Origin of the sequence: Desulfofarcimen acetoxidans DSM 771 (genome assembly GCF_000024205.1) — a bacterium.
Classification (GTDB): Bacteria; Bacillota; Desulfotomaculia; order Desulfotomaculales; family Desulfofarciminaceae; genus Desulfofarcimen; species Desulfofarcimen acetoxidans.
The window spans coordinates 337,369-363,199 of sequence record NC_013216.1 but is presented as its reverse complement, the minus strand read 5'-3'; the positions used below and the strand labels follow the sequence as shown (position 1 = coordinate 363,199).

The following is a 25,831-nucleotide window of genomic DNA, read 5'->3' as shown; positions in this document are numbered from 1 at the left end:
AATGTTCATGCAAATCCACCTGCAAAAGCTGTTTCAGCATAAGCCGGCTATCCTAAGTATAATAATAATTGTCTTTTTGTTTTTTACGGGCATATTGGCGCCGCTTATAGCGCCCCACGATCCCAATCTGGTAAATTTAGAACAAAAATTAGAAGCGCCCAGCAGAGAGTTTCCCATGGGTACCGACCACCTGGGCAGGTGTTTGCTTTCCAGGCTAATCTATGCTACCGGAATATCTTTAAATACTGCGTTTATTGTCATGGCTCTGACTATTGCCGTGAGTCTGGTGATTGGCACTTATTCCGGTTATGTGGGTGGAAAGGTGGATAATCTGTTGATGCGCCTGTGTGATGTTCTGCTGGCCTTTCCCAATCTCATACTGGCACTGGCCATTGTCGGTATGTTGGGACCCAGTCTGGTTAACGTCATGCTTGCTATGATAGCAGTTCATTGGGTATGGTATGCCAGGATGATCAGAGGGATGGTATTAAGTCTTAAAGAAAGCAACTTTGTCTTAGCGGCCAAAGTGTGCGGTACAGGTGGACCCCAAATCATCATGAGACATATTTTACCCAACATTATATCTCAAATAATTGTCCTGGCCAGCTTGGATATGGGCTGGATAATTCTCAGTATTTCAGGCTTATCCTTTTTAGGCCTGGGAATACAACCTCCCACACCTGAATGGGGAGCTATGTTAAATGACGGCAGACAATTTTTGAGGAGCAATCCTTCCCTGATGGTTTACCCGGGGATGGTGATATTGATTGTAGTATTGGCCTTTAATTTATTAGGCGACGCTTTGAGAGACGTCCTTGACCCCAAGGATTTTAAACAGGGGGGTATATTATGACTTTACAGCCTGTTTTATCTGTAGAAAATTTACATGCACATATACCTACTGCTGCAGGGACGATCAGAGCAGTAAACGGTATCAGTTTCCGGATCTGGCCCGGTAAAGTGCTGGGCTTGATGGGAGAAAGCGGTTGTGGAAAAAGCATTACTTGTTTATCTGTTTTAGGCCTTTTAAACGGTGCGGGGAAAATTATCAAGGGAAAAATAAGACTTAAGGATAGGGATATTTTGAGTTTGCCAACTGAGGAATTAAGAAAATTACGGGGAAACGAAATCAGCATGATTATGCAAAATCCAATGAGCAGCTTCGATCCCATAGTATCTATTGGTCAGCAGTTTATTGAAACAATCAGAAACCATAAAAAAGTAACAAAGAGGGAAGCCATAACTACGGCGCTTGAATGTTTACGGCAGGTAGAACTGCCTTGCCCCGAAGACTTATTCAACCGTTATCCTTTTCAAATGAGCGGCGGAATGCTCCAGAGAGTAATGATTGCCATAGCCATTGCTTCAAATCCAGCAGTCTTAATTGCCGACGAACCTACCACTGCTCTGGACGTCACAGTGCAGCAGCGGATACTGGGTCAATTGGTGAAAGTTCAGGAGAAGTATAATACGGGAATATTGTTGGTTTCTCATGATTTGAAAGTGATTGCCCAAATGGCAGATGAAGTAGCAGTTATGTACTGTGGATATATTGTTGAAAAAGGACCTGCTATGAAAATATTTGATCATCCTCTGCACCCTTACACCCGTGCACTGCTGGCTTCAAGGCCGGGTTTGCAAAAAGCCAGGCTAAAACCCATTAAGGGTCAACCGCCGGCCTTAATAGATTTAAAAGACATATGCCCTTTTTTCGAAAGATGCGATGAAGCAAATAAAGCTTGTTTGGAATATAAGGTATATTTAACACGGTATGCCCCGGATCATTTTGTAAGCTGCCTTAAATATGCTTCAAATCAAGAGGTAGTGCTATATGAGCTTGCTTGAGATAAATAATATTACCAAAACCTTCAGTCTCGGCAACAAGTTCTTGAAAACCAATCAAAGCATTGCCGCGGTAAAGGATATTTCCTTAAGCCTGGAAGAAGGTTGTTGTCTTGGTATCGTGGGTGAAAGCGGTTGTGGTAAAACTACACTGGGTAAAATAATACTCGGTTTGGAAAAGCCTGAACGGGGCGAAGTTTTCTTTCTGGGCAAAGACATCTACCAAACAACCGGCCGGGAACTTAAGGAACTGCGCCGCAACTTGCAGGTGGTTTTTCAAGACAGCTTGAGTGCAGTTAATCCCAGGCTGCCAATTGGCAAAATAATCAGTGAGCCTATCAGAAACTACCGGAAACTGACCCCTTCGGAAGAAAAAAAACAGGTACTAGAGCTTTTGGAAATTGTAGGCTTAAGTCCTGCTGATATAGACAAATATCCTCACCAGTTCAGCGGTGGCCAAATACAGAGGGTAACTATAGCCAGAGCAATCGCATTAAAACCAAAATTAATTGTGCTGGATGAAGCGGTAGCCAGTTTGGATATGTCGGTTCAAGCACAGATTTTAAACCTTTTACTGGATTTAAAAGAAGAATTCAAGCTTTCCTATATATTTATTTCGCATGATATATTAGCAGTAAATTATATATCTGACAGACTGGCAGTGATGTATATGGGCAAAGTTGTCGAGTTAATCGAAGATATAAGATTAATAGATGAATTGCGGCACCCTTATAGTATCAAATTATTGTCCTCTGTGTTATCAGATCACCCACGTCACAGAAAGAAATTGAGTTCAAGTTTTGATGAGCCGGCTATTAGCGAAAACGGCAGCTATGGCTGCAGCTATTTTACCAGGTGTGAGAAAGCCAGCGTCCTTTGCCGTGAACAAACACCATTACTAAGTTCCTTAAAAGAAAAACATAAAGTAGCCTGCCCATACTGCACTCGTTAAAAAAGTTATATGCAAACGAAACAATGTGCGGATGCAAAATCTTATACAAGTTATATATAGTGGTTAATTTTTAAAATTATGATTTTTGAAACACTCTCCCGGCATAGAAATGCTCCTAAATACATTTAAATGGCAAATATTATCTGGGAAAGACAGGATATATTATTTGAATATCAAACTATTATAGCAAAAATATAGTAGGCAATTATTTTCGCCTACATTCCTAACCGGTACCGATATCCCATATTATTTCTGCCGGTCTCCTCGAAAATTAATGAATTCTCCAGGCTGGGAGCGGCGGACAGTAATTCTCTGGTATAATCATTTTGAGGTTGAGAAGTAATCCTGGATGAGAGACCCTCCTCAATAATTCTCCCGGATCTCATGACGGCTATCCTGTCACTAACTTTACGGGCCAGAGCAATATCATGGGTAATAAACAATAAAGCTAAGCCTCTCTCTTCCTGCAGGTGAAGCAGCAGCTTTAAAATCTTTGCCTGGACACTGGCATCCAAGGCAGAGGTCGGTTCATCGGCCACTATCAGCTTGGGCTGTAAAATCATGGCCCGGGCTATGGCCACCCGCTGGGCCTCACCGCCGCTTAAATGATGCGGGTATTTGCCCAGAAAGGTATCGTCTGAGGACAATTGCACCTCCTCCAAAACCCGGCGTACTTTCTCTATTCGTTCTTCACAGCTGCCGATATTTTGAATATCCAAAGGTTCTCTGACAGCTTCCAGTACGGTTGCCCGGTGACTGATTGATTCAGAGGGATTTTGGAAGATCATCTGCAATTGTTTAAAAAGTGATCTGTCTCTTTTTTTGCCGATATTTATTTCATCAAAAACAATATTTCCTCGCTTTGGTTGCAAAATGCCCATTATTGTCGCGGCCAGAGTAGTTTTACCCGAACCGCTCTGCCCTACCAGGGCCAGTGTTTCCCCTTCAAAAACCGTTAAATTTACTCCGTCTACCACCTTAACCGGACCAAAATGACAGTCTAAATTACTTATTTGCAGTAAAGGTACAATCCCGCCCCGGTGACAGGCAATCTGCCTGTCATTATAATAATTTAGATCAGGCTCCGCAGAAGCGCAAATTTCTCTGGCTTGCGTACAGCGGTTAGCAAACCGGCAGCCGCTGCCGCAGTGTTCCAGCTTGCCTTTAATCCCCTGCATATCTTTTGTGGTAGTCATATTGGGATAAGAACGCAACAAGCCTCTGGTATAGGGATGACCGGGTTGTTCCAGCAATGCACCGGTTGCTCCCGCTTCGATAATTTTGCCGTCATATAAAACTGCCGTGTGATCAGCCAATGCGGCGGCAGCAGATAAATCATGGGTAACCAAAAGCATAGCGCAATGCTCAGATGTCCTTTTCAGCAGTTCAAGAATTTCCCGGCGGGTTAAACCGTCCATGGCCGCAGTGGGTTCATCAAGGATTATTAACTCGGGACTGTTGGCTAAAGCCATGGCTATAACCGCCCGCTGTTTTTCTCCCCCGCTTAATTGAGGAGGATAGGCGTTAACCCGGTCAAGCGGCAAACCCGCCTCAGCTAAAAGCAGCCTGGCTTTGGCCCGGGCCTCCTTTTTTTTCAGCCTCGCATGAACAAGCAGCGGTTCTGCAACCTGCTCTAAAACAGTTATGACCGGGTTTAAAGCTTCACCGGCATTCTGGAAGACCATACTGATGCTGTTCCATCTTATTTGCCGCATATCTTCCTCCGGCAAGTTAACCAGTTCTATACCGTTCCAGCTAATGTTTCCTTCAATAACACCGTCATGCAGCCTTAAAATTGTCCGGCCCAGTGTTGTTTTACCGGCACCTGATTCCCCAATGAGGGCTAAAATTTGCCCGGGCGGAATTTCTAAATTAATCCCATCCAAAATATATCTTTCACCAAACCTTACCTTCAGGTTACTAATGCTTAACATGCTTTTCACCCTCCTCTTGTTTGCGCAGCCGTGGATCCAAGATTTTTTCCAAAGCAAAACCCATAAAAGTTAAGGACATTATTGTCAGTGAAAGAGCAAATCCGGGAGGCAAGAGCCACCACTGCCAGACATTCAGATAAGTAAATTTTAAGGCATGCTGGATCATTATACCCCAGCTAAGCATAGCCGGATCGGAAATACCTAAAAAAGAAAGCCCCGCTTCCATAAAAACAGCCCGGCGAGCGTCCTGGATCATAACAGCAATCAAAACCGGTCCAAAATCCGGGACAATATGACGGGACAATAAATGCAGCCATCCGGCCCCGAAAGTGCGGGCTGCTTTTACGTGCATTCTATCTTTTAAGACCAGCGTCTGGGCTCTGATTATCCTGGCTCCGCCGGGCCAAATTAACAAAGATAATAATAATATTAACAAAAAAAGGTTTGGTTTTAAATATGCTGCCGCCAGAATTACAATAATAACCGGAGGTATTACAATCAGCGCATCTACCAAACGCATCACAATACGATCATAATAACCGCCGAACAAGGCAGCCGTACCACCAATAAGCAGACTGAAAACAGCGGACAGCAAGGCCACCCCGCAGCCAACCGTCAGTGAGGTACGCGTGCCATAAAGAAGATGAGTCCAAATATCCTGCCCCACATCATTGGTTCCCAGCCAATACTGCGCTGACGGTGGTTTAAAAATAGAACCGGTGTAAGTACCAGGCCGGTAACCGGTCAGCAGAGGAGCCAGAACAGCCAGCAGCACCAGCACAATAAATATTATAATTCCTATCCGGCCAAAATTGTCCCGTTTTACTTCCCGCCAGTAGTTAATGTGCATAATTTATCCTCGGATCCAACTTTTTATATAATAAATCCATAAAGAAATTGATTAATAATACAATAACTGTAACAGTTAGTAAAATTCCCTGCAGCAACGGGTAATCACGGGTTAACAAAGAACTGTAAAGCAGTGTGCCTACTCCCGGATAAGAAAAAATAATTTCGATAAACAAAGTTCCCGTTATTAAGTGAGCTAACTGCAGGCTAGCTGCCGTTACCACCGGGAGAAGCGAATTCCGCCCGGCATGGCGGTATTTAATAACACCTGACGGGCAGCCCTTGGCCCTGGCTGTCAGTATAAAAGCCTCACCTAAAGTAGTAATTACCGTATTGCGCGTAAAAAGATAAGTAGATGTCAACCGGACCAACAGCAGAGCTGCCAGCGGCAATGCCAGGTGCCACAGAACATCCAGCACCAAAGCTAAGCCGGTTTCTCCGGCATAAGGTGTCAATGCCCCGGCCAAAGGGACTAAATTCAGCATTACGCCAAACAAAAGAAGCATTAGAATACCGATAAAAAAATCAGGAAAACCGCTGATAAACATCAGTCCCGCCAGCAGGGTTTTGTCCAAAACCCTGCCCCGCCGGTATCCCGACTCAATACCCAAAATAAGACCCAATAATGTCGAAAGCAGCAGAGCCGGGCCTGCCAGTAAAAACGTCCAGGGAAGAGAACCAAGGATAACCTTTGTTACCGGAGTGTTATAATAATAAGAATACCCTAAATCACCCCGTAAAAGCGAAGCAATATAAGCAGTGAACTGCTCATTCCAGGACTGATCCAATGAAAACCGCCTGGTTAACTCCGCCTTTAACTCCGGGGTCATAGCCGTCAAAGCTTCATCCCCGTAAATGGCCTGCAGCGGATCACCCGGCATTAACCTGGGCAAAGCAAAGTTAGCACTGATAATAATGAGAAAGGCTATCAAATAATTAATTGCAAAACTTGATTTATGCATAGCCTGGCGCTCCTCCCCGGTTCTTTTTCTTATTTCACAAAAGACATTTTGTTAGCAGGAATTGGAACGCCGATACCAATACCTTGTTTAGTATAAAAAAGTTTCACCTGATTATCATAAACCCAATAGCTGCTAGGATAATAAAGAGGTAAAGAAGGCATTTCCTGAGCATAAATTTCCTGAATTCTATTGATTAGTTTTCTACGCTCCTGCTGGTTTATTTTCTCCAATTGCTGCTGCAAAAGACTGTTGAGTTCTTCACTTTTCAGATACCTGGCACTATTAAAGCTTTTATCTGTAATCATTGTGTTTAATACTTTAGGTTCCCCGCCCATTCCGCCGTGACTGATTAAAGCCAGATCAAATTTCCATTCTCCCACCATGCTGTCGAGTGTCTTGGGATCCAGGCTGCGCAAATTTACCTTTATGCCCGCCTTTTCCAACTGCTCCTTAATCATTTCGCCCTGGCGCACTCCCGGAGTATTAGCTGAACCTGCCCCACTGATTAAAAGCTCCAGTTCCAGCGGTTTTCCGTCCTTCGCAAAATACATTCCTTTTTTAACATATCCCAGTTTGGCAAGTATTTCCCCCGTTTTGACCGGGTTATAAGAGTATTGTTCCACTTGAGGATTATACCAGCTGTTATCCGGCGGCACCAAGCCCGGATTGCCTACCAGACCATAACCCCGCAGGGTAGTATCCAACAGTTCCTGGCGGTTTACGGCATAAGCCAGCGCCTGCCGGAATTCTTTATTGGACAGGGGCTCTTTCCGGTGGTTTATTTGTATTTTGACTACCGAATCGTGAGAACCTTTTAAAATATTAAATCCTTCTTTTTCCATTTGACTGGCCAGTTCCGGCGGAACTTGCGCCGCGTCAGCCTGTTTCTGTTTTAAAGCATTCCCCACCATTTCATTGCTAATTTTAATGAACTTTAACTGCTTCACCCGGGGTTTTCCCAGGTAATAATTATCATAGGCCTCATATAGGTATGTACCTTGCTCTTTATTGTAATCCAACAGCTTATAAGGACCGGTCCCGATTAATGCCTCCTCCTTCTGGAACTGCATTGGATTTTGCACATTTTTCCAAATATGCCCGGGCAAAATGGGCATGCTGCCAACCACGGTATCCAAGAACGGAGCATAGGGTTTGTTTAAATACATCTTTACAGTATAATCGTCCAAAGCCTCGATTTTCTTAATCATGCCGACATCGGCCCATTGATAAGGGTGGGCTTTAACATAATTATACGTAAACAGCACATCTCCGGAAGTAAATTTTTCCCCGTCATGCCAGGTAACATTTTTTTGCAGGTTAAACAAATAAGCATTTTCCTGCGTCAGGTATTGCCATTTTTCGGCCAGACCAGGCAGATACTCCCGATCGTTTTTCCACACCAGTGTGTCAAAGAGAAAACTCATTCTTACGTAGCCAGGTCCCCGGTTATAGTGAGTATAAGGAGAAGGAAAACCCCAGTCACCCGTTGAATCGGCGATAGTATAAACAGCAACTTCACCTGACCCGCCGGCATTTTTCTCGACAGCCCGGTTTGTGCCACAACCTGACAGCACAACCACTGTTAGGCCCAGCATAAGTAATAGTGTAATTAACTGCCTGAGCCATTTTTGTTTTGCATCCACAAAACATTTCCCCCTTCAAAAATAATCTTGTAAGTATTCAGCTTCATAGATTCTTGTTCCGTGCTTCGCACAGGACGGCCCTAAGACGGACTGTGGACCGAACTGATAACCCCTTGATGCGCATAATGCTTTTATTGCCTTATTGCAGCATTAGTTTTTGTGCAGCTTTCATTTTGTCTTAGAATAACCATAGCACATCCTACACCCTGCTGAATAGTTACATAATCTTTAAAAAGCACATAAAAAAGGCCATGAAAAAATACCGCTAAAGCGACATAACCTTCATGGTCTAATTATTAATATTCAATTGACACTAAGGACACTAAGAAATTCTATAATAGAAGCAGCTTCATGCTGCTTCTATTATAGAATTTTACAACAATTCTTAATAAAAGACAACCCGTATCTTCAACTGCCAATTTTTTATTTATCCATGCCGATCCAGGCTCTATACAGGCTTGGTTGGAAGAAATGATCGAGTTTTAAGTCGTGAACCTGTTTTGCGGCAGCAAAACACACATCATTAAACTCAGTAAGTCAAGGGTACGGAATCTGAGTAATCATGGACCGCAAAAAAGCATTAGCAATCAATGCGAACTAGGATGAGAAATACCCATAGTTTATTTAACCAACAAAAAATTATTATTGGCTAAAGGATTATTTATAAAAATGTAGAATACTATTTATATGATAACATAATACCATGAAGGTATTTTATGTAAGATAATTGCAATTTAGTTTAAAATCTTAATTTACAAAGATTAAAGATCAATTAATGACCATGAAGGTCATTGTCTTGTTGGGATAAGACAATGTCTTTCATGGTTTTTTATTTGCATTTAGCTCTTTAAAGAACAGTTTCAACTAATAACTGGACTGATAAGATAAGATTATTTGCTCAAAAGGAGTAAATATACATTATTACAAAAAGGGAAAGGATGATTTACATGCCTAAAATTGTCGTATGCGGAAAAGGCGGTAGTGGAAAAAGTGTTTTGACAACTCTTCTGGCGAAAGTCTCTGCGGACAAAGGGTATCAGGTGCTGATAGTTGATGCTGATGAATCAAATCTAGGGCTTTCACGAATGCTTGGCATACCCATGCCGGAAAAATCCTTATTGGATTATCTTGGCGGCAAAAAGGAGGTTGGCGGCAAATTAAGAGCAGCTTTGTCCCAGCAGCAGAAAGAAGTGGAGTTTTCATTGTTGAGCAGTACAGAATCAATAGATCCTGATTGCATCAGTTCTGACGGCAAAAACATATCGATGGTGGTTGTAGGAAAAGTGCACCATGTCAAAGAAGGTTGCGCTTGCCCGATGGGTGTTGTAGCTCGCGAGTTTTTTTCTAAGATACCGGGAGAAAAACAGCTGGTACTGGTAGATACCGAAGCCGGTATTGAGCACCTGGGTCGCGGCATTGATGCAGCGGCAGACATGGTTCTGCTTAGTATAGAACCTTCTTTCGAATCCGTATTGCTGGCCGAGAAAGTATTTGCTATGACAAGTGAGGCAAATATTCCTTGCCAGGCAGTTATCAGTAAAGCTAACCCAAATGTTGTGCCGTCCATGCAGGTAGAGTTGAAAAAAAGGGGCATTATGCCGATTGGAGTTATCCCATTTGATCAAGCTGTGGCGGAAGCTTGTTTAAACGGCACTCCGGTGGAAGGTGATACAGCGATAGAAGCTGTTAAGGACATTCAGGCATATTTGGAGAGGGAAATATGGTAAACTATATTTTAAAACCAATCGGCAGAATAATCAGCGATTATAAGGAAAAAAGCCAGGCGCCTTTTCAGGGTCGTTTTAAAGAGAATATCTCTTATCTGGAAATAAATCAGGAATACATGGCCGGTTTAAAAGATATTGAAACAGTATCTCACATCATCGTATTGTATTGGGGGCACTTAAGTGACCGCGAAACACTGCTGGCTAAAACCCCTTTTGGTGAAGAACCGCGGGGTGTATTTTCTTGTCGTTCCCCAAACCGTCCTAATCCGGTAGCTGTTTGTGTGGCACAATTATTGGAAGTAAAGGACAATATATTGAAAGTTAAGGGCGTTGATGCGTTGGATCAAAGTCCTCTTTTGGACATAAAACCTTACAGCAATAAGGTAGATATGGTTCCAGACGCGTGTATAGGATGGCTGGAATCAGTACAGTCAGCCAAACAATAACAGATTAGGTATACTATTTAAATCGGAAAGGAGTATGAGTCAATGAGAAAAACAACAGCAGTATGTGTATTGCTGTGCATGCTTTTTGTTCTCCCGGGCCTTGTTTTAGCCCAGGGGACAACAGCGGATATAGAAAATTTAGTTGGTAAAGGAAAGGTAACCTCCCTGCATTTATTAGGCGTCAAAGCGACAAATATTGCAATGCAGCAGTTATCCTTTACTAAAGGCGATGCTAATGTACTGGCCATGACTGATGCCGGTTATTCGATTATTAGCGGTCAAACTACCGAAAAATGTATTGACGGTGTAATAGCCGCTTCAGGATGTACCACAGGCGGGAGCAATTTATTGATGATTCACCGCAGTAAAGAACTGCCTCTTTGGTTTGCTTTTTTCAAGGAAGACACCAGAGATTTTATCTACCTGCAAGTAAACAGCGCAGTTGTTAATAAATCCGTAGATGAACTTAATAAACTTGCCGACAACCAGATATTTAATATTATTGCCAAAGAAAATATAAAGTTAGATGACTTATATAATAATCCTGATAAATGGAATGAAAAAATAAATAACAAAGTATTCGGTGGAAATGAATCAAGCTTAATAGGCATCGCCAGTATTTGGGCACACCCCAAATGCACCTTTGATTTTTTGCAGGCCGCCCAATTTCATAATCATATCTGCCCGGGTGTGAACAGCGGGTATTTAATAAGTAAATATTTGGATAAGAATTTACCTTTACAACAAGGACAATCATATAAAATTTTTGCTGTCCCATCCTGGTGCAAAGATGACGCTCTACAGGTAATATATGATGCAACGGTCGGGAAAAAGGGTATGTTTGCAAGCGATCTGACTGAAGAACAGAAGAAAATGCTTCCTGACAATGCCAAAGGAGTTGCCGGAATATACATTCGCTGGGACGCAAAAACAAATACCGGAAGCGGGTTGGTTCTGGCTTTTGACTTTGATAAAGCCAGTGAATTGGCAGGGGTGCAAAACGCTGCGGGTCCTTTTGTGAAACTAAAAACCGCGTTAACCATGATGGATTATGTAAATCAGCCGGAAATCATGGTTTCAACATTGAAACAATTTAACGTTGCCAGTGCAGAGGAACTTACAGCACTCCAAGCAGCGGGAGTAAATCCTTTGATTAAGCTTGGCATAATGGAGGAAGTTAAATAGTAACAGTGCTGACAGATTAAAATATTTAATTCTGCAGAATTAACGAGCATCCATCTAAATTGTCAAAAACCAGCCAGTTTATAAAGCCGGAACCTGTTATAACATCGGCTCCGGCTTTATAAAAATACATCTATTAAGTTTTGACAAGCACACATTTTTCCTTCAAACTTATCGCTATATTTACTATCTATATTTATAAAACACCTTACCTGTTTATCAACAGTATTTTTTAAGCTGTTTACACACATTACTCAGTTTTTTATTAAATCTTGAGATAAAGAAATCCATAAAAAAGAAGCATTCCTACAACAATTGCCGCCGCCTTAGCTATTTTTTTAACCGGGAAATAGCGGTCAGAATCAACGGTACTGTAATACCAGGATAACCATTCGCCACCGGAAGTTTTGCACCCTTTGGGTTGAACCTGCGAAATAAAATTATAAAGATCATTGCTTCCCTCCCTTAGCCAAAACCCTTGGGAAGATAAAGCCATACGGCGAAAAAGATCCTCCATAGGCTTACCCATCACTTGCCATATAGGACCGTAAAAAACAGCCATGCGTCCGCCAATAGTAATTTCGCCCCGTCTTTGCATAACCTCCAGACTGTCAAGCAATTCTTCTACCGGAGCCATCCCGTTTACTTCAAAGATAACCCGGTTAAAACCAGGCATAAGCACCAGCTTACGCATTTCAGTCAAGGGAAACCCCTTTTCCCAATCCCAAGATACAACCTTCACGCGTGAGCCATAATCGGGGAGTTGGCATTCACCACACTCAGTTTGGATAACCAGAATGGTTTCATTGGATAATACCTCTCGAATCAAAACATCAATTAATGTAGTTTTACCGGAGTCAAGAAAACCCTGAACTATATCAACAACCCTCATAAACCGCGCCTCCAAAGAGATGTTTCAAGCGTTCCTCTTGTAAACCTTGACCAATAACAACTGCCCGTCCGATAGACTGCGGGGACCCGGTAGAAATGTTCCAATCGCCGCTGACATATTCGAAATGCAACCATCCATTCAATCCCGGCACAAATCCTTTAGCACGTATAACCGTTCCGAAGCTCGTCTCCTTTTCCAGCCTTGACAATAATTTTTCTAAGGCAGCTTCTTTGAAAACCTTTGGGCTTTCCCAGGACCAACTCTGGAAAGCTTCTTTTGTTGTGTGGGCTACACCGGAGTGTCCACTTCTGTGCTGGGTACCAAATTTTATACGAAACGTGGGTTTTGCCGAGACTGGTGAATTTACAAGATTTAAATATTTTTCTAAAGAGGTGCCCTTGGAGAGAATTTGTGTTCCGGTTAATTGGTTCCAGGGAGTAGTCACACATAAGGCCTCCGAATTTAAAATACGAAGCTCCTGTATCAGTGTCTGGACCTCTTGCCAGGCTACCTTTTGTGTTTTGCTTAAAATCAGGGTTTTGGCACGACGCACTTGGTCTTTAAAAAATTCACCGAAGTTCTTAAGAAAGCTCAGGGACTTTTGGGCATCAACTACCGTGATGATCTGGTCTATTGCTAATTTATCTTGAAATATGGATTGTTCCAAAACACTAATGATTTCTGAAAGTTTACCTACTCCGGTGGGCTCAATTAAAATTCTTTGGGGTTTTACTTTGTCCAGTGCATCAATCAATGCGTTAGTAAAATCACCCTTCAAGGAACAACATATACAACCTGAATATATTTCTCTCATCTCCACTTTATATTGAGAAAGTAAAGAACCATCTATGCCTACCCGTCCAAATTCATTTTCCAATAAAAAAATTCTTTCGCCTTGAAAACATTCCTCCAACAGTTTTTGAATCAAAGTTGTTTTACCTGCTCCCAAAAAACCTGAAATAATAGTAACAGGAATTTTCTTACCCATTAAGCTCACCCTCCTTACAATAAGTCTAAATAATTACATATTTTTACTGTAGCTATGGATAAATATACGGATCAGCAGGTTGCGTAATCCGTTGTATTTTAGTCAGCTTTAGATATGGACCGTTATCATCTATTTTTGTCAGCTTACCTCGTACCCTAACCCATGTATTATCAGGATATGGAGCTTTACTCTCAACTGCAAACCCAATAACGGAAGCATCTGCTGCACAACATGCCATTAAATAACGAGCCGCCAGAAACTGATTGGGCCCCAGTAGATCTATGTGCATGATAAACCCGTCGACCTCAATTTCTTTGCCAATATATTTGTCCTTGTTATTATACAGGTCACCTATGAATATATAGTAGTTGTTATCATTAAGTTGAAAAACTCCGTTAGTACTGGCTACCGGGCCGGTCTGGGTCGCTCGATTTTTACTGCTGCTATCGTCTAATTGTTGAACACTTTGCAGGTCGTTCTCGTTTGGCGATGTACTCGTTCTATTAATACTATTATCCTGTGCTTGATCTTGAGATCCCTGTTGATATGAAATCATACCCTTCTGGTTAGCCATGGAACTGTCCAAAACCTTTGGGGAAAAAGCTAAGGGGGTCAAAACAGCCAGCAGCAATAAAAAGGGAACACCTTTTAGGGACCAAAAACCATTCTCTTTTGATTTAAATGCACGGAGTAAATCATTTAAAGTAAACAAAGATAAAATCATTAAAAATACCAGCGCAAACTTTGTTAAGGGAATAAAGCGGGGGTTTATATAATATGTGATCTGCTCTGTTTTTAAAAGTTTTAATAAAGTATAGTTTAAGATTAACAGGGCCAGTAAACGAACAAGAGACTTCATCTGGCTATCACCCCCATTTTGTTTATCATAACCCCAAGGGTAAGCGCCAGTATTGTTACAGAGAAAACCAACCTTACCACAAATCTCACTTTAAAGGCTGATAACATCATCATAAGATTTTTCAGATCAACCATTGGACCAAAAACCATGAAAGCTACCAAAGATCCAGGTGTAAAAATATTTACAAAGGTATTGGCGACAAATGCGTCTGCGCCGGAGCAAATTGACAGGAAAAAAGCCAGTCCCATCATTACACCGACAGAGCCGACAGGGTGTGAACCTGCTGCGGTCAGCCACAATCTCGGTAAAAATACTTGAGCGGACGACGCTAAAAAAGCTCCGATGATCAGGTATTGCATAATACTGAAGAATTCTTGCTGCGCATGCTCAAAAGCACCCACTAATCGATTTCCAAGAGGTCTATTAATTTTATATGAATAACCATACTCACAACCACAGCCACAGGAATGATAATAATTGCTTTGTTTTAAAGGGTTTTTCCCTCTCCAGGTACGAAGAATTATAAAACCAACAGTGATTGCTATAATATATGCTCCTCCGAGCCGCCAGTACATAAAATCCGGCCGGTTAAAAAAAGCAAAGTGGGTTGCTGCTCCAACCACAGGGTTTATAACAGGCACCGTCAAAAGAAAAACCGTAGCCAAAGGTGCAGGAACGCCTTTTTCCATAAGCCGGCGAACTATAGGCACAAGACCACATTCACAAAACGGAAACAGAATACCCAATAATCCGGAAACAAGTATGCCTAATAACCAGGTCCGGGGTAATAATCTGCGGACTAAATCCGGGGAAACAAATGTTTCAAGAAGCATAGAACCTATAACACCTAATATTACAAAAGGCAGAGCTTCCACGATGATGCTAAAAAAAATCAAATGCAAATTGCTAAAAGTCTCTTTCTGAATTGCATTAAATATCAGTCGAGTTTGTGGACCCAACAATATTATCAGGTATACAAAAACAAAAACAAAGAAAAAGCATTTTAGGCTTCGCTTTATTGTCGCCGTTTGATACATCATAAAACTCCTTATAAAAAAAACCGGTTATTATTAAATTATGTAATCGAGACTTTAGCATTTTATTGTTTATCATAATAGCTGCTATTACCTAAACTTAAATAGCCTAAATTTTTGTAAAAACGTACCTATATAAAACATCGCTGCAAACAACACTATGGTTGCTCCTGTTGCTGTTGATAAGTAGTATGATGATATCAGTCCTGCTATTCCTGAAATAATGCTTATCAGTATGGCAATTATATGGTACTGTCGCATATTTTCTGCTATATTACGTGCTGCAGCAGCCGGTAAAATCAATAGTGAATTGATAATTAAAACACCAACCCATTGAATCGAAATAGTTATAATAACCGCAGTTGCAATACAAAATAGAATTTCTATCAAGCGGATCGGAATACCTCTGCTGAGCGCCAGGGAGTGGTTTATGCTGACCATTAAGAACTTGTTGAACATGATAAACCAAAGAAGAATGACTCCACCAAGCGTAAGCGCCAACAATAATACCTCTCTGGGGGTAATACTCAATAAATCGCCAATTAGAAAGCGTGAAAACTTGTTAAAACCACCTCCGCGAGAGAGAATAACAATTCCCAAAGATACCATGGTAGCAGAAACCACCCCTATAATTGTATCAGTGGAAACAGAAGAAACAGATTTTAATATTGAAACAACAATAGCCAGAAATATAGAAAAAAACGTCATAATCCACAACGGATCCTGGTAACCCAGAATTACACCTATAGCGATGCCAGTCAAAGCAGAATGTCCTATTGTATCAGAAAAAAAAGCCATCCTATTGCTTACAACCATTGTTCCTATAATAGCAAACATGGGACCAACCAATAATACTGCCAACAAAGCGTTCTTCATAAAGATATGATGTGCCCAGGCAAAGGGCAAAACATAATCAACCATATTATACCATATTGCCATCATACAAGATCCCCATATCTGGAAAAAATTTTTGGTTTTAGGCGGTTTTGGTTGATACTATTAATAAGAACCGGTCCACAATAACGCAATAAGTTTTCATTGGCAAAGACCTCATCCGGTTTACCACAGAACTGAACTGTCCGGTCAAGGAAAACGATACGATCTGCATATTGTGACATTAATGACCAATCATGCGATACTAATATAATAGACAAGTCATAATTTTGACGTAAATTAGAAACCAGTTCATAAAATAATTCTCTGCCCCGTACATCAATACCGGAAATCGGCTCATCGAGCAATAAAAGATCAGGATTAGGATTGAGAGCCATGGCAAGGAGAACCCTTTGCAGTTCTCCTCCCGATAACTCACCAAGGCGCCTGTCCAATAAGTGTTCCGCGTTAACACCAGTCAAGCTTGCAGCCACATCTTCCCGAAACCGGCGAGAATAGCCGAGGAAAACCGGCCAAGCTGACATACTTGCTGCAAACAAATCCAGTACACTGATTGGCGCACTGGCATCAAAATCAATCTTTTGGGGTACATAGCCTACAACGGGATTCCTGCGGCAATTATCAGCATCAAGGAATAATAATTCACCGGTATAACGAATTTCACCAAGAATGGCCTTTAATAACGTAGTTTTGCCGGCCCCATTGGGGCCAATCAATGCCGTTAATTCACCACAATGAATATGGATATCTATATCATGTATGATTTTTTTTCCGCCTACAGTTACTCCAAAGTTTTTTAACTTGGTGCAACACAAACCACAACTTTTTCTATTTAATTGCTCTATAATGCCGGTAGAAGTCATTTAATTCAACGCCTTTTGTAAGATTTCCATGTTGGATTCCATTATTTTTATATACCCATTCGGTTCCATGGGACCGGTTACCGCTGGATCTAAAGTATACATTTTTGCCCCGGTTTCGTTGGCAATAGTCTCAGCAGCTTTAACAGAATACTGGGGCTCAGAGAAAAGTGCCTTAATATTGGATTTTTTAATGATTTCAATGGTATCTGCCAATTCAGCAGCGCTTGGTTCTGAACCTGGCTCCCTTTCTATAACAGATACAATGCGGAGGTTAAATTCCTGGGCAAAATAGGGAAATGCTTCGTGAAAAGTAATAATATCCCGGTTTTTAGCTCCATCTATTGCCTGGTGCATTTTAACACGGAGAACCTCAAGCTTATTTGTGTAAATGTTGGTATTAGCACTATACTGAGCAGCATGCTCCGGATCAAGAGCAGCCAATTGCAAGCCAATGTTTTTTACCTGCTGCATAGCGTTTGTTATACTTACCCATACGTGAGGATTATCGCCTTCCTCTCCGTGGCCTTTAATAAGTTGTATACCCTTGGTTGCATCAACAATTTTTAAATTTGGTTGTTGACTTACTACTTTATCCATAAATGCCTCCATGCCGGCGCCGTTTATAACGAATATCTGAGCATCACTAAGTGTTTTTAAATCATCAGGCCTTAATTGATAATCATGCAAACAACCGGTCATAGGTGGTGTCATATTAATAACTTTTACACCTGGTATATTATTGGCAACATTAATAGTTGCTATATACATAGGATAAAATGATGTGACAATGTTAAGTGTTTTGTTAGCTTCTGTTTTTCCCGGAGCCATAGTAGGTTGTACCTGGCAACCCGATAAAAAAACAGTAAAAACAATTGCTAATATTGTGATCAATAATACATTTTTACGCATTTAGCCAGCCCTCCTAATTATTATATTTCCATGCGGAACATTCTTGAATCCGGTCTCATAATTACTGCCCAACTACCCCAATAATCAAATATATGTCTGGTTGCATAATGCTAATGCTTTTAATAACCGACATATCTCTACTTCCAACAGAATGATTAAGCTGCCACCTCCTAAAAGCTTATACTTTATACCATAAGAAATTATCCCCCCCTCTCAAAAATCATAATATTTCATTTTATGATTTATCCTCGGTTTTTTCCCGGCATAAGACACAATACCCATAGAGTTCAAGGTTATGCTTTTTGATTTCAAAATTTTTTTCTTCAGCAATTTTTTCTTCATCCACTGATTTAAGCGGACAATCTATTGATTGCGTAACACCGCACCCTAAACATATAAGATAATGGTGGTGATCTGCTAAATTTAATTCGTAATACTGACTTTTACTATCTCTAAAATTTATTTCTTTGATAATTCCTAAATCTAAAAGGATAATCAGATTACGGTAGATCGTATCAACACTAACGTTGGGATACCTTTTGATAACCTTTCGGTAAATATCTTCAGCTCTTAGGGGGGTTTTATTATCAGTATCGATAATAGTATTTAATATCTCCTGTCGCTGGGGTGTAATTTTGTATCCATTTTTTCGTAATAGCTCAAAAGCTTCCTTCATGATTCATCTCCTAAATAATAATTATTATTATTTACTAATTTATATTACCACTAGAAATTATTATACTAGTAATTGCTAATATCTTTATGTGCATATATTAAATAGTAATTATTCTTGATTAATAACTAATATTATTTATATATTTTTTTCTATTATATGTCAATAGGTATAACAAAGTTTTTTAGTTTATCAAATGAAACAATTATCTATGGCATAGTATTTCTACAGATAATTGAAATAGGAGGATCCTTTTTTCTTGGTTCAGCAGCAGCTATTCGAGCTTCCGGTCACAAAGATATTATTAAGTTTATTTGGAAGGCTTTTGGCCCAAGAACTGGTTTTGTAGTAGGATGGGTTAATTGACAGGACTTTCAATACATACATATGCTAAAAATTTATATAGTCTAAAAGTTTATTGAGCACCAATATTAATGTAAATAAAAATGCAAACATGTATTGATCCGATTATTGGACATAATTATCAAATTTCGAAATTCATTATTTGACTCTATTAGTTTATAAAGCCGGAATCTGTTGTTAAAAACAGCTCCGGCTTTAACTATCATTTTTCTCTTATTGGATACATCATAGTCCCTCAAAAGAATAACCAATTTAAAACTCATATGTTCGAACATAGTTGATTAATTCTTCTCTTTATCACTCACAGTTTTATCCTTCTATCGGCACATGATATTACAATTCCTTCTTGCTGTTCTCCGGCTGACATTAAACCAAATCACTGAAAGCATCTTGCAAAAGCTGCTTAGTGTACACATGCTCAGGATTCTCAAATATTTCAAAGGCTGCGCCCGTTTCCACAATTTCACCCTGGTACATAACATATACCCTATCAGATATCTTTCTGGCCAGGTGCAAATCATGAGTAATATACAGCATGGCAAAACCACAGCTATTTTGCAGCCACTTGAGTTCTCTTAAAAGATTGGCCTGAGTTGAAGGATCCAGCATCGACGTTACTTCGTCTGCAATCAATAACTTTGGTTTTGTTGACAGTGCCCTGGCTATAGCCAAACGCTGTCTCTGTCCTCCACTCAAAGCACAGCAATACCGCTGCAAGAATTCAGGGGAAACCGGAAGCTGCACTGTCTGTAAAGCCTCTGTCGCTGCCTGTTCTCTTTCTTTCTTACTGCCCCATTTGATTATATCCAACGGCTCCCTGGCAACCTCCAAAACCTTCATACGGTGACTGGTGGAAGAAAAAGAATCCTGAAAAATAATCTGCATCCCGCCTATCATTTTAGTGGACCATCTTCCTTCAATTTTTCTGTTTTTAAAGAATACCTGGCCCGCATCAACCGGCAAAACACCTGCTAAAATATGAGCAAGTGTAGATTTGCCTGAACCGGATTCTCCCACCAACGCTACTACCTCACCACTTCTGATTTCCAGGCTGGCTCCTTTAACCGCTTCAATTTCTTTGTTGATCAAAGTATATTTTTTACTAATCCCTTCAGCCTTAAGTAAGGTTTCAATGCCTCCCTTGTGACAGGCCACCAGTCGTTCAAGAGCCACGTATTCCAGAGAAGGCCTGGACTGAGAACAGGTTTCTTCCCTCTGGCAGCACCGTGAATAAAAGGTACAGCCCTCCGCTATACTTCCCGAAGGTGGTTCCCCGCCAATACCCCACAAATCTTTATATTTAAAAAAATTGGGGGAAGAATTCATCAAACCCCTGGTATAGCAATGCATAGGGCTTTTGATTACCTCTGAAGTAATCCCTGCTTCAACCACTTGACCGCAGTACATGGTCATAACCCTGGAGGTGAGCTTTTTAATAGTTCCCAAATCGTGAGAGATTAAAATCATGGTAAAATTAAGTTTTTTCTGTAATTTTTTAAGTAGATACAGTATTTCATTTTTACTTGAAGGATCCAACGCCGTGGTAGGTTCGTCCACAAGCAACAATTCCGGTTCACAGGCTAAAGCCATGGCTAAGAGAACCCTCTGTCTCATACCTCCTGACAATTGATGCGGATAACAGTTTCTCCACTCAGGTTCCAGACCTACTGCAGTTAATAATTCAATAACTTTGCGGTTAATCTCTGCTGAATCTAAGCCATAGTGGCTCTTTAGAGGCTCTCCTATTTGCTTCCCAATGCTGAGCACGGGATTGAGAACCTCCAGCGAATTCTGAAATACCATGGCAATATTGTCCCAACGATATTTGCGCAGTTCACTTTCCGACAAACCTGTTAAATTATGACCTTTAAAAACTATATTACCAGTAACTCTACCCTCTTTTATCAAGCCCATAATTGCCAAAGCTAAAGAACTTTTTCCACAGCCTGATTCGCCGATAATTCCCAGACTTTCCCCTTTTCTAAGCTGAAGGGAAATACCGTCAACAGCTGTCACCGGAGGGTGCACAGTATCATAAGTTACCGACAAATCATTTATTTCCAGCAAATACTTTACATCTGCAGTCACTGTTCTATCCCCTTTTGAAAAACCAATTTACCTTCCCATACGAGGATCAACTATCCGTTCCAGCTCACGGCTGATAAAAGCCAGAGAAGTTACCATCAGCATCAGAGCCAGCCAGGGATACAAAAGCCACCACTTCCAAAAATCGGTATAATAGATTCCTCGAAAACTGGTAGCGTGATGTAAAATCAAACCCCAACTTTTTGAAGTAGGATCTCCCAGCCCTAAAAAAGAAAGTCCTGCTTCAGCAACAATTGCTCTTCCCGTAAGCCTGATCATATTCACAGCCAGCAAAGGAAAAAGCTCGGGAAGAAAATGCCTCCGTATTAGATACCAGGTACCCGCTCCATAGGTCTCCGCTGACTTAATATAATTCTGTTCTTTTAACATCAGTACCTGGGAACGCACAATCCTGGCCGGAAAAACCCAGGAAAACAGAGCCAGCACTAAAATAATGTTCGTCAGGCTGGGACCGATAAAGGCTGCCAGAACAATCATTACCGGCAAATCAGGCAATACAATCATAATATCTATTAATCTCATTAACAGCTTATCGATCCAGCCACCCGAATATCCTGCTGCAATGCCTATCAGACCACCACCCAGAGCCGCCAGCAAAGCTGTGCCCAGCCCCACCAGCAGGCTGACCCTGGCTCCAAAACATATCTGGGCCCAGAGATCAACACCTAATTCATCGGTGCCTAAAAAATGTTCTTTACCAGGCGGTAAAAGAGGTGCACCGGAAGAAAGATTGTGCGGGTAGACAGCAATCCAGGGTGCAAGAACAGCTATTAACAGAACCGCTAAAATCACTGCTATACCGGCTGTCCCCGACCAAGAAAGTTTGGACAAAAACCCGGGTAAAGATTTTAATGGAAATCCAGACGACTTCCATTTGTGCTTAAATGTTTTTACAAGCAACTCCTGTGCTCTCCTCAATCTTATCCTCTCCGTGCTTTGCTTAACCGGCAATCCGCGGGTCAATCTTTCTATAAATTAAATCAGCTAAAAAATTAGCCGTTAAAACACACACAGTAACCGCTAAAAAAATTCCCTGAACCAATGGGTAATCGTGAAACATCACCGCTTCTCTCATTAGATGTCCCAATCCAGGATAAGCAAATACATTTTCCACCAAAATCGCCCCTCCTACCAAGGAACCAAGACTTAAAAAGACTCTTGTTACTATGGGCAGCAGGGAGTTTCTCAAAGCATGGCTAAAAATAATGCGCTTCCGGGAAAGCCCCTTAGCCTGGGCAGTACGCAGATAATCCTTTGCCAATACAGTTATCATACTGTTTCTGGAAAGCAAATACATACTGCCCAACCTGGTGACTGTCAGGGCCATAGTGGGCAAAAAAACATGGTGTATTATATCCCAAAGCTTTTCCAACCAGCTATCATAATTTGCAAAATGTGTCATAGCACCCGATAAAGGGAATAAGCCTAAACCTGCAGCCAGGGTAAAAAGTAAGATAAGCGCCAGTAGAAAAGCAGGAATCTCTGATAATAAAATTAAGTTAAAAAACAAGAACTTATCGGCCCACTTTCCCCGGTACCAGGCCGATATGCTGCCTAAAAAAGCGCCTATAACAGTACTTAAAGCCACTGCTGCCGTTACCAAAAAGGCTGTCCACGGCAGCCTGCGCAAAATAATCGTGCTTACCGGTTCATTGTAATAGAGACTGTAGCCCATATTTCCTTGCAGCAATTCAGAAAGATAGGAAAGATACTGTTCACCGGCAGGACGATCCAAACCATAATAGGCAAGATAGTATTTCCTTTGTTCTTCCGAAAATACCGTAATCTCCTCACCTTCATCAGCTGACAAGTGCAAAAAGGGGTCACCTGGCATAGACCGGGGAAGCATAAAATTGATAGTCACTATAATCCAAACAGTAAAAACATATTCCGCCAGTTTGGTGACCCTTTGCTTGTTCAAAGAAAATCAATTCCTTTCCAGGTAAGAAAGCTTGCTGTGTGATAATTCATGGTGATCAAACATAAACATCCACCCATCATACTTGGCCGGTTTATAGACAGAATAACCGGTAGTATAGTAGATAGGGATTTCCGGTACATCTTCAGCTAAAATATTTTGAATATCAAAAACTAATTTCTTACGCTTCTGCTCATCCATTGCCAGGTTCTGTTTTTCTAATAAAGTATTCAACTCAACATTATTGTAGCCACGCAGCGCGGCGGCAGAAGGGGAACTTGCTCCCTTAGACACGCTGGTAAATCTTTCGCTCAAGTAATCAGGATCGCCACCCCATCCGCCATGTCCGGTAACAGCAAGCTGATATTCATTCTTCAGCACTCGAGCATCCCGGCTTTTGCTGTCTACACTTTGTACTTTTAATCCAATACCTGCTTTAGCCAACTGTTCTTTTAGTACTTCCGCCAGTCTAACTTCACCGCCAACCAACAGGTTGAAAGAAAGACTGGAACCATCTTTATTTTTACGAATACTTTTTTCATCCAAACTGTCATAACCCAATTGAACCAATAATTCTTCCGCTTTTTTAAGATTCAATTCATATTGTTTAGCCTTAGGATTGTACATTACATGATCAGGAGGCAGAATGCCTGCGCTGCCGGGAATAGCAGCCCCACGGGCAACCTTTTCGATCAGTTCGTTTTTATCCATAGCATAGCTGATTGCTTGTCTCAGTTCCTTTTGCTGTAATATGGGATTATCTTTCATATTGAAGAGCAAACGATATCCCCAGAAACCAGGGCTTTTTACAATTTTATACTGCTGATCCTTTTGAAAACGAGACAATACATCAGGTGTAACGCCTGCTAAATCAATTTCACCGTTTTCAAAAGCCAGAATACTCTCACTGACAGGTACAAATTCAACCACTTTAACTCTTTGCTTTGGTCCCCAGAAATCCTCAAAAGCCTCAAAACGATAGGTACCGTGTTCCTTATTGTAGTCTGTTAAACGGTAAGGCCCGCTGCCAATAACTGCCTCCGGTTGAGTAAATTCCTTGGGCTTATCAATCTTTTCCCATATATGCTTGGGAATGATACGGGTATGGCCCAAATTATAGAGCATTCCGGCGGAGGGCTGCGCTACCGTCACCAAAACTTGCTTTTCCCCTGCCGTCTCTACTTTTTCAATGTCTTTACTTCCAATATCCGACGACACCATAGGATACTTACTTGCATATTCAATAGAAAACTTAACATCCTCAGCGGTCAAAGGTTTCCCATCCTGCCACTTGACACCGTTTCTAACGGTAAACAAGTATTGCTTGCCGTCTTCCTTAATTTCATATTTTTCAGCCAGCCAGGGAATAAGTCCTTTTTCATCCCGCTCTAAAAGACTATCAAAAATCATAGCCATTTTAAATGAACCGGGACCCCTGGGATAATGAGCATATGGAGTCGGGTAACCCCAGTCCCCTCCGCCCAACTTAATAAGGTCTACCTGTGCTTCTCCCCCATCTGCATTAGTTTCTTTGACATTCCCTGATTTATCCGTGCCACAACCCGACAGGAGCAAACTGAGTGAAAAAAGCAAGGTCAGGACAATTTTTATTAATAAATTTTTCCTGAACATTACTGCACCTACTTTCATAACATACTTAATCTTGACATGTACTGAATTGACCGGGCTCATTAACAAACTATTGCATAAATAATTAACATCTTCCCGGTATTACCAAATCCGACTTTTCACCCCTTCCATTAGAATTAACCTCTAAAGCGTACTCTGCCGCATTTGAAACCTTACTTTTATTACCCGAAACCTTAATCAACCCGCCACAGCAACATACCGTAACTAACGGTGGTTGATTGGCAAAGGATACCATCCTGAACGTTTTTCTGCACATACTCTTCTACTACCTGTCTGACCTCTGAAGTAATGTCAATATAACTCCAGAAAAATTTTAGCAGCTCTTCAACTGCTTCCGCCGCCGGCTGTTCCTGCACCTGCCGGTTGGTAAAAAAGTGAAGGCTGGGCCGGTAACCCAAAGCATAGAGTAAATTCAAGGGATAAATGATGTCCCCCGGATTATCACCCATATCCTCATTGAAAAAACACCGCCAGAGATCATGATAGGCTTTACTCCAGCGATTACCGGAAAAAGAACTGTAATAGCAGTATTTCTTTGATGCGGCAATTAGTTTTTGCAGTGTTTCCGGATCCTGAACCCCAGGTGTCATTGAGGCAAATACCAAATCAAAACCTCCTGCCAAACCGTCTTCCTCTACATTTATATCCTGCCAGGTGCGCTGGATTATATTAATATTACTTAATTCTTCGGTACTGGCCCTGTCTTCCATGATTTTAATCATTTCCTGAGCGGGTTCTAAAGCGGTAACCTCCCTGACCAAGCGAGCCATAGGAACAGCAAAATTACCCGGACCTGCCCCGACATCCAAAACCTTAACCTCTGAATTTAAAACACCCTGCTGTTCCAGCATATCAAATACTGCTTTCTGCCTCTGCTCGCCCCTCGCACCGCTTGTACGCCGGGCAAACCACTGGGCACGCCGGTTCCAGTTATCTACCATTTCCTGTTCAATGCGGCAGCGCCTGCGTACCATCGGTGAGTTGTCCCTGGCTTCTTTCCAAGCGTTTTCCCAAAACTCACGGCTCCTTACTTGTGATATTTGCAATTTTATCTTCCTCTCTTGTTTAAAAATAAAAAAACCATGAAACAACTCTCTACTGAGAGTTAAACCTTCATGGTAAAATATGCTTATTAAGTTTAACAA

General features: G+C 41.3%; 23 protein-coding genes. 6 read left to right on the top strand and 17 right to left on the bottom strand.

Going from position 1 to position 25,831, the window contains the following annotated elements; genetic code table 11:
- Position 1: 1 nt before the first annotated feature.
- From nikC to DTOX_RS01780, 3 genes are read left to right on the top strand one after another with little or no spacing between them, the layout of a single operon-like run.
- On the top strand, positions 2-853 hold the full coding sequence (nikC, locus tag DTOX_RS01790) for a nickel ABC transporter permease subunit NikC (protein ID WP_015756023.1): 852 nt from the start codon (positions 2-4) through the stop codon (positions 851-853).
- Positions 850-1,845, top strand: coding sequence for an ABC transporter ATP-binding protein (locus DTOX_RS01785; protein WP_015756022.1), 996 nt, complete (start codon positions 850-852; stop codon positions 1,843-1,845). Before nikC ends, DTOX_RS01785 begins: the two co-directional genes overlap by 4 nt.
- Positions 1,832-2,794 (top strand): oligopeptide/dipeptide ABC transporter ATP-binding protein, encoded by a 963-nt coding sequence (locus DTOX_RS01780; protein WP_015756021.1) that lies wholly within the window; start codon positions 1,832-1,834, stop codon positions 2,792-2,794. The genes DTOX_RS01785 and DTOX_RS01780 overlap by 14 nt, the downstream gene beginning before the upstream one ends.
- A gap of 215 nt (positions 2,795-3,009) precedes the next feature.
- Here the strand turns inward: DTOX_RS01780 and DTOX_RS01775 are convergent, their stop codons facing one another.
- Genes DTOX_RS01775 through DTOX_RS01760 form a run of 4 tightly spaced genes read right to left on the bottom strand, consistent with a single transcriptional unit; the run spans position 3,010 to position 8,182 of the window.
- Positions 3,010-4,728, bottom strand: a complete 1,719-nt coding sequence (locus DTOX_RS01775) for a dipeptide ABC transporter ATP-binding protein (RefSeq protein WP_015756020.1) — start codon at positions 4,726-4,728, stop codon at positions 3,010-3,012.
- On the bottom strand, positions 4,715-5,578 hold the full coding sequence (locus DTOX_RS01770) for an ABC transporter permease (protein WP_015756019.1): 864 nt from the start codon (positions 5,576-5,578) through the stop codon (positions 4,715-4,717). Before DTOX_RS01770 ends, DTOX_RS01775 begins: the two co-directional genes overlap by 14 nt.
- Positions 5,568-6,539 carry an ABC transporter permease gene (locus tag DTOX_RS01765; RefSeq protein ID WP_015756018.1) on the bottom strand — a complete coding sequence of 324 codons (972 nt, stop codon included), beginning with the start codon at positions 6,537-6,539 and terminating at the stop codon, positions 5,568-5,570. Before DTOX_RS01765 ends, DTOX_RS01770 begins: the two co-directional genes overlap by 11 nt.
- 29 nt (positions 6,540-6,568) lie before the next feature.
- Positions 6,569-8,182, bottom strand: coding sequence for an ABC transporter substrate-binding protein (locus tag DTOX_RS01760; RefSeq protein WP_015756017.1), 1,614 nt, complete (start codon positions 8,180-8,182; stop codon positions 6,569-6,571).
- Positions 8,183-9,129: 947 nt separating this feature from the next.
- Between DTOX_RS01760 and DTOX_RS01755 the strand changes: the two genes are divergently transcribed.
- From DTOX_RS01755 to DTOX_RS01745, 3 genes are read left to right on the top strand one after another with little or no spacing between them, the layout of a single operon-like run.
- A complete protein-coding gene (locus DTOX_RS01755) occupies positions 9,130-9,909 on the top strand; it encodes an ATP-binding protein (RefSeq protein ID WP_015756016.1) in 780 nt (259 codons plus the stop codon).
- Positions 9,903-10,355: a tRNA (N6-threonylcarbamoyladenosine(37)-N6)-methyltransferase TrmO gene (gene tsaA / locus DTOX_RS01750; protein ID WP_015756015.1), complete on the top strand. Its 453-nt coding sequence runs from the start codon at positions 9,903-9,905 to the stop codon at positions 10,353-10,355. Before DTOX_RS01755 ends, tsaA begins: the two co-directional genes overlap by 7 nt.
- A 42-nt stretch (positions 10,356-10,397) precedes the next feature.
- On the top strand, positions 10,398-11,540 hold the full coding sequence (locus DTOX_RS01745; protein WP_015756014.1) for an FmdE family protein: 1,143 nt from the start codon (positions 10,398-10,400) through the stop codon (positions 11,538-11,540).
- 262 nt (positions 11,541-11,802) lie between these two features.
- On the opposite strand, the gene DTOX_RS01740 is transcribed toward DTOX_RS01745, so the two are convergent.
- The 13 genes from DTOX_RS01740 to DTOX_RS01675 all read right to left on the bottom strand — a co-directional run bounded on the left by DTOX_RS01740 (position 11,803) and on the right by DTOX_RS01675 (position 25,732).
- Positions 11,803-12,429 (bottom strand): hypothetical protein, encoded by a 627-nt coding sequence (locus DTOX_RS01740; RefSeq protein ID WP_015756013.1) that lies wholly within the window; start codon positions 12,427-12,429, stop codon positions 11,803-11,805.
- A complete protein-coding gene (locus DTOX_RS01735) occupies positions 12,416-13,417 on the bottom strand; it encodes a CobW family GTP-binding protein (protein ID WP_015756012.1) in 1,002 nt (333 codons plus the stop codon). The genes DTOX_RS01740 and DTOX_RS01735 overlap by 14 nt, the downstream gene beginning before the upstream one ends.
- 52 nt (positions 13,418-13,469) lie before the next feature.
- Entirely contained in the window at positions 13,470-14,276 is an 807-nt protein-coding gene (locus DTOX_RS01730) for a TIGR03943 family putative permease subunit (RefSeq protein WP_015756011.1), read from the bottom strand.
- Entirely contained in the window at positions 14,273-15,313 is a 1,041-nt protein-coding gene (locus DTOX_RS01725; RefSeq protein ID WP_015756010.1) for a permease, read from the bottom strand. The genes DTOX_RS01730 and DTOX_RS01725 overlap by 4 nt, the downstream gene beginning before the upstream one ends.
- Before the next feature lie 87 nt (positions 15,314-15,400).
- Complete coding sequence (locus DTOX_RS01720) at positions 15,401-16,252, bottom strand: metal ABC transporter permease (protein ID WP_015756009.1); 852 nt, start codon at positions 16,250-16,252, stop codon at positions 15,401-15,403.
- Positions 16,249-17,067 (bottom strand): metal ABC transporter ATP-binding protein, encoded by an 819-nt coding sequence (locus DTOX_RS01715; protein WP_015756008.1) that lies wholly within the window; start codon positions 17,065-17,067, stop codon positions 16,249-16,251. The genes DTOX_RS01720 and DTOX_RS01715 overlap by 4 nt, the downstream gene beginning before the upstream one ends.
- Positions 17,068-17,976: a metal ABC transporter substrate-binding protein gene (locus DTOX_RS01710; RefSeq protein WP_015756007.1), complete on the bottom strand. Its 909-nt coding sequence runs from the start codon at positions 17,974-17,976 to the stop codon at positions 17,068-17,070.
- Positions 17,977-18,211: 235 nt separating this feature from the next.
- Complete coding sequence (locus tag DTOX_RS01705) at positions 18,212-18,652, bottom strand: Fur family transcriptional regulator (protein WP_015756006.1); 441 nt, start codon at positions 18,650-18,652, stop codon at positions 18,212-18,214.
- 726 nt (positions 18,653-19,378) lie between these two features.
- Entirely contained in the window at positions 19,379-21,100 is a 1,722-nt protein-coding gene (locus DTOX_RS01695) for an ABC transporter ATP-binding protein (RefSeq protein ID WP_015756005.1), read from the bottom strand.
- Positions 21,101-21,127: 27 nt separating this feature from the next.
- On the bottom strand, positions 21,128-21,910 hold the full coding sequence (locus tag DTOX_RS01690) for an ABC transporter permease (RefSeq protein WP_242652506.1): 783 nt from the start codon (positions 21,908-21,910) through the stop codon (positions 21,128-21,130).
- Positions 21,911-22,058: 148 nt separating this feature from the next.
- The gene (locus DTOX_RS01685) at positions 22,059-23,039 is read right to left on the bottom strand and encodes an ABC transporter permease (RefSeq protein ID WP_015756003.1); all 981 of its coding nucleotides are present in this window, start codon (positions 23,037-23,039) and stop codon (positions 22,059-22,061) included.
- A gap of 6 nt (positions 23,040-23,045) precedes the next feature.
- Complete coding sequence (locus DTOX_RS01680) at positions 23,046-24,686, bottom strand: ABC transporter substrate-binding protein (RefSeq protein WP_242652504.1); 1,641 nt, start codon at positions 24,684-24,686, stop codon at positions 23,046-23,048.
- A gap of 173 nt (positions 24,687-24,859) precedes the next feature.
- Positions 24,860-25,732 (bottom strand): class I SAM-dependent methyltransferase, encoded by an 873-nt coding sequence (locus DTOX_RS01675; RefSeq protein ID WP_157862816.1) that lies wholly within the window; start codon positions 25,730-25,732, stop codon positions 24,860-24,862.
- Positions 25,733-25,831 lie beyond the last annotated feature (99 nt).

Bases quoted from the DNA above. Each gene is read 5' to 3' on its own strand.
- nikC (WP_015756023.1), top strand. From the start codon at position 2: ATGTTCATGCAAATCCACCTGCAAAAGCTGTTTCAGCATAAGCCGGCT.
- DTOX_RS01785 (WP_015756022.1), top strand. From the start codon at position 850: ATGACTTTACAGCCTGTTTTATCTGTAGAAAATTTACATGCACATATA.
- DTOX_RS01780 (WP_015756021.1), top strand. From the start codon at position 1,832: ATGAGCTTGCTTGAGATAAATAATATTACCAAAACCTTCAGTCTCGGC.
- DTOX_RS01775 (WP_015756020.1), bottom strand. From the start codon at position 4,728: ATGTTAAGCATTAGTAACCTGAAGGTAAGGTTTGGTGAAAGATATATT.
- DTOX_RS01770 (WP_015756019.1), bottom strand. From the start codon at position 5,578: ATGCACATTAACTACTGGCGGGAAGTAAAACGGGACAATTTTGGCCGG.
- DTOX_RS01765 (WP_015756018.1), bottom strand. From the start codon at position 6,539: ATGCATAAATCAAGTTTTGCAATTAATTATTTGATAGCCTTTCTCATT.
- DTOX_RS01755 (WP_015756016.1), top strand. From the start codon at position 9,130: ATGCCTAAAATTGTCGTATGCGGAAAAGGCGGTAGTGGAAAAAGTGTT.
- tsaA (WP_015756015.1), top strand. From the start codon at position 9,903: ATGGTAAACTATATTTTAAAACCAATCGGCAGAATAATCAGCGATTAT.
- DTOX_RS01745 (WP_015756014.1), top strand. From the start codon at position 10,398: ATGAGAAAAACAACAGCAGTATGTGTATTGCTGTGCATGCTTTTTGTT.
- DTOX_RS01740 (WP_015756013.1), bottom strand. From the start codon at position 12,429: ATGAGGGTTGTTGATATAGTTCAGGGTTTTCTTGACTCCGGTAAAACT.
- DTOX_RS01735 (WP_015756012.1), bottom strand. From the start codon at position 13,417: ATGGGTAAGAAAATTCCTGTTACTATTATTTCAGGTTTTTTGGGAGCA.
- DTOX_RS01730 (WP_015756011.1), bottom strand. From the start codon at position 14,276: ATGAAGTCTCTTGTTCGTTTACTGGCCCTGTTAATCTTAAACTATACT.
- DTOX_RS01725 (WP_015756010.1), bottom strand. From the start codon at position 15,313: ATGTATCAAACGGCGACAATAAAGCGAAGCCTAAAATGCTTTTTCTTT.
- DTOX_RS01720 (WP_015756009.1), bottom strand. From the start codon at position 16,252: ATGATGGCAATATGGTATAATATGGTTGATTATGTTTTGCCCTTTGCC.
- DTOX_RS01715 (WP_015756008.1), bottom strand. From the start codon at position 17,067: ATGACTTCTACCGGCATTATAGAGCAATTAAATAGAAAAAGTTGTGGT.
- DTOX_RS01710 (WP_015756007.1), bottom strand. From the start codon at position 17,976: ATGCGTAAAAATGTATTATTGATCACAATATTAGCAATTGTTTTTACT.
- DTOX_RS01705 (WP_015756006.1), bottom strand. From the start codon at position 18,652: ATGAAGGAAGCTTTTGAGCTATTACGAAAAAATGGATACAAAATTACA.
- DTOX_RS01680 (WP_242652504.1), bottom strand. From the start codon at position 24,686: ATGAAAGTAGGTGCAGTAATGTTCAGGAAAAATTTATTAATAAAAATT.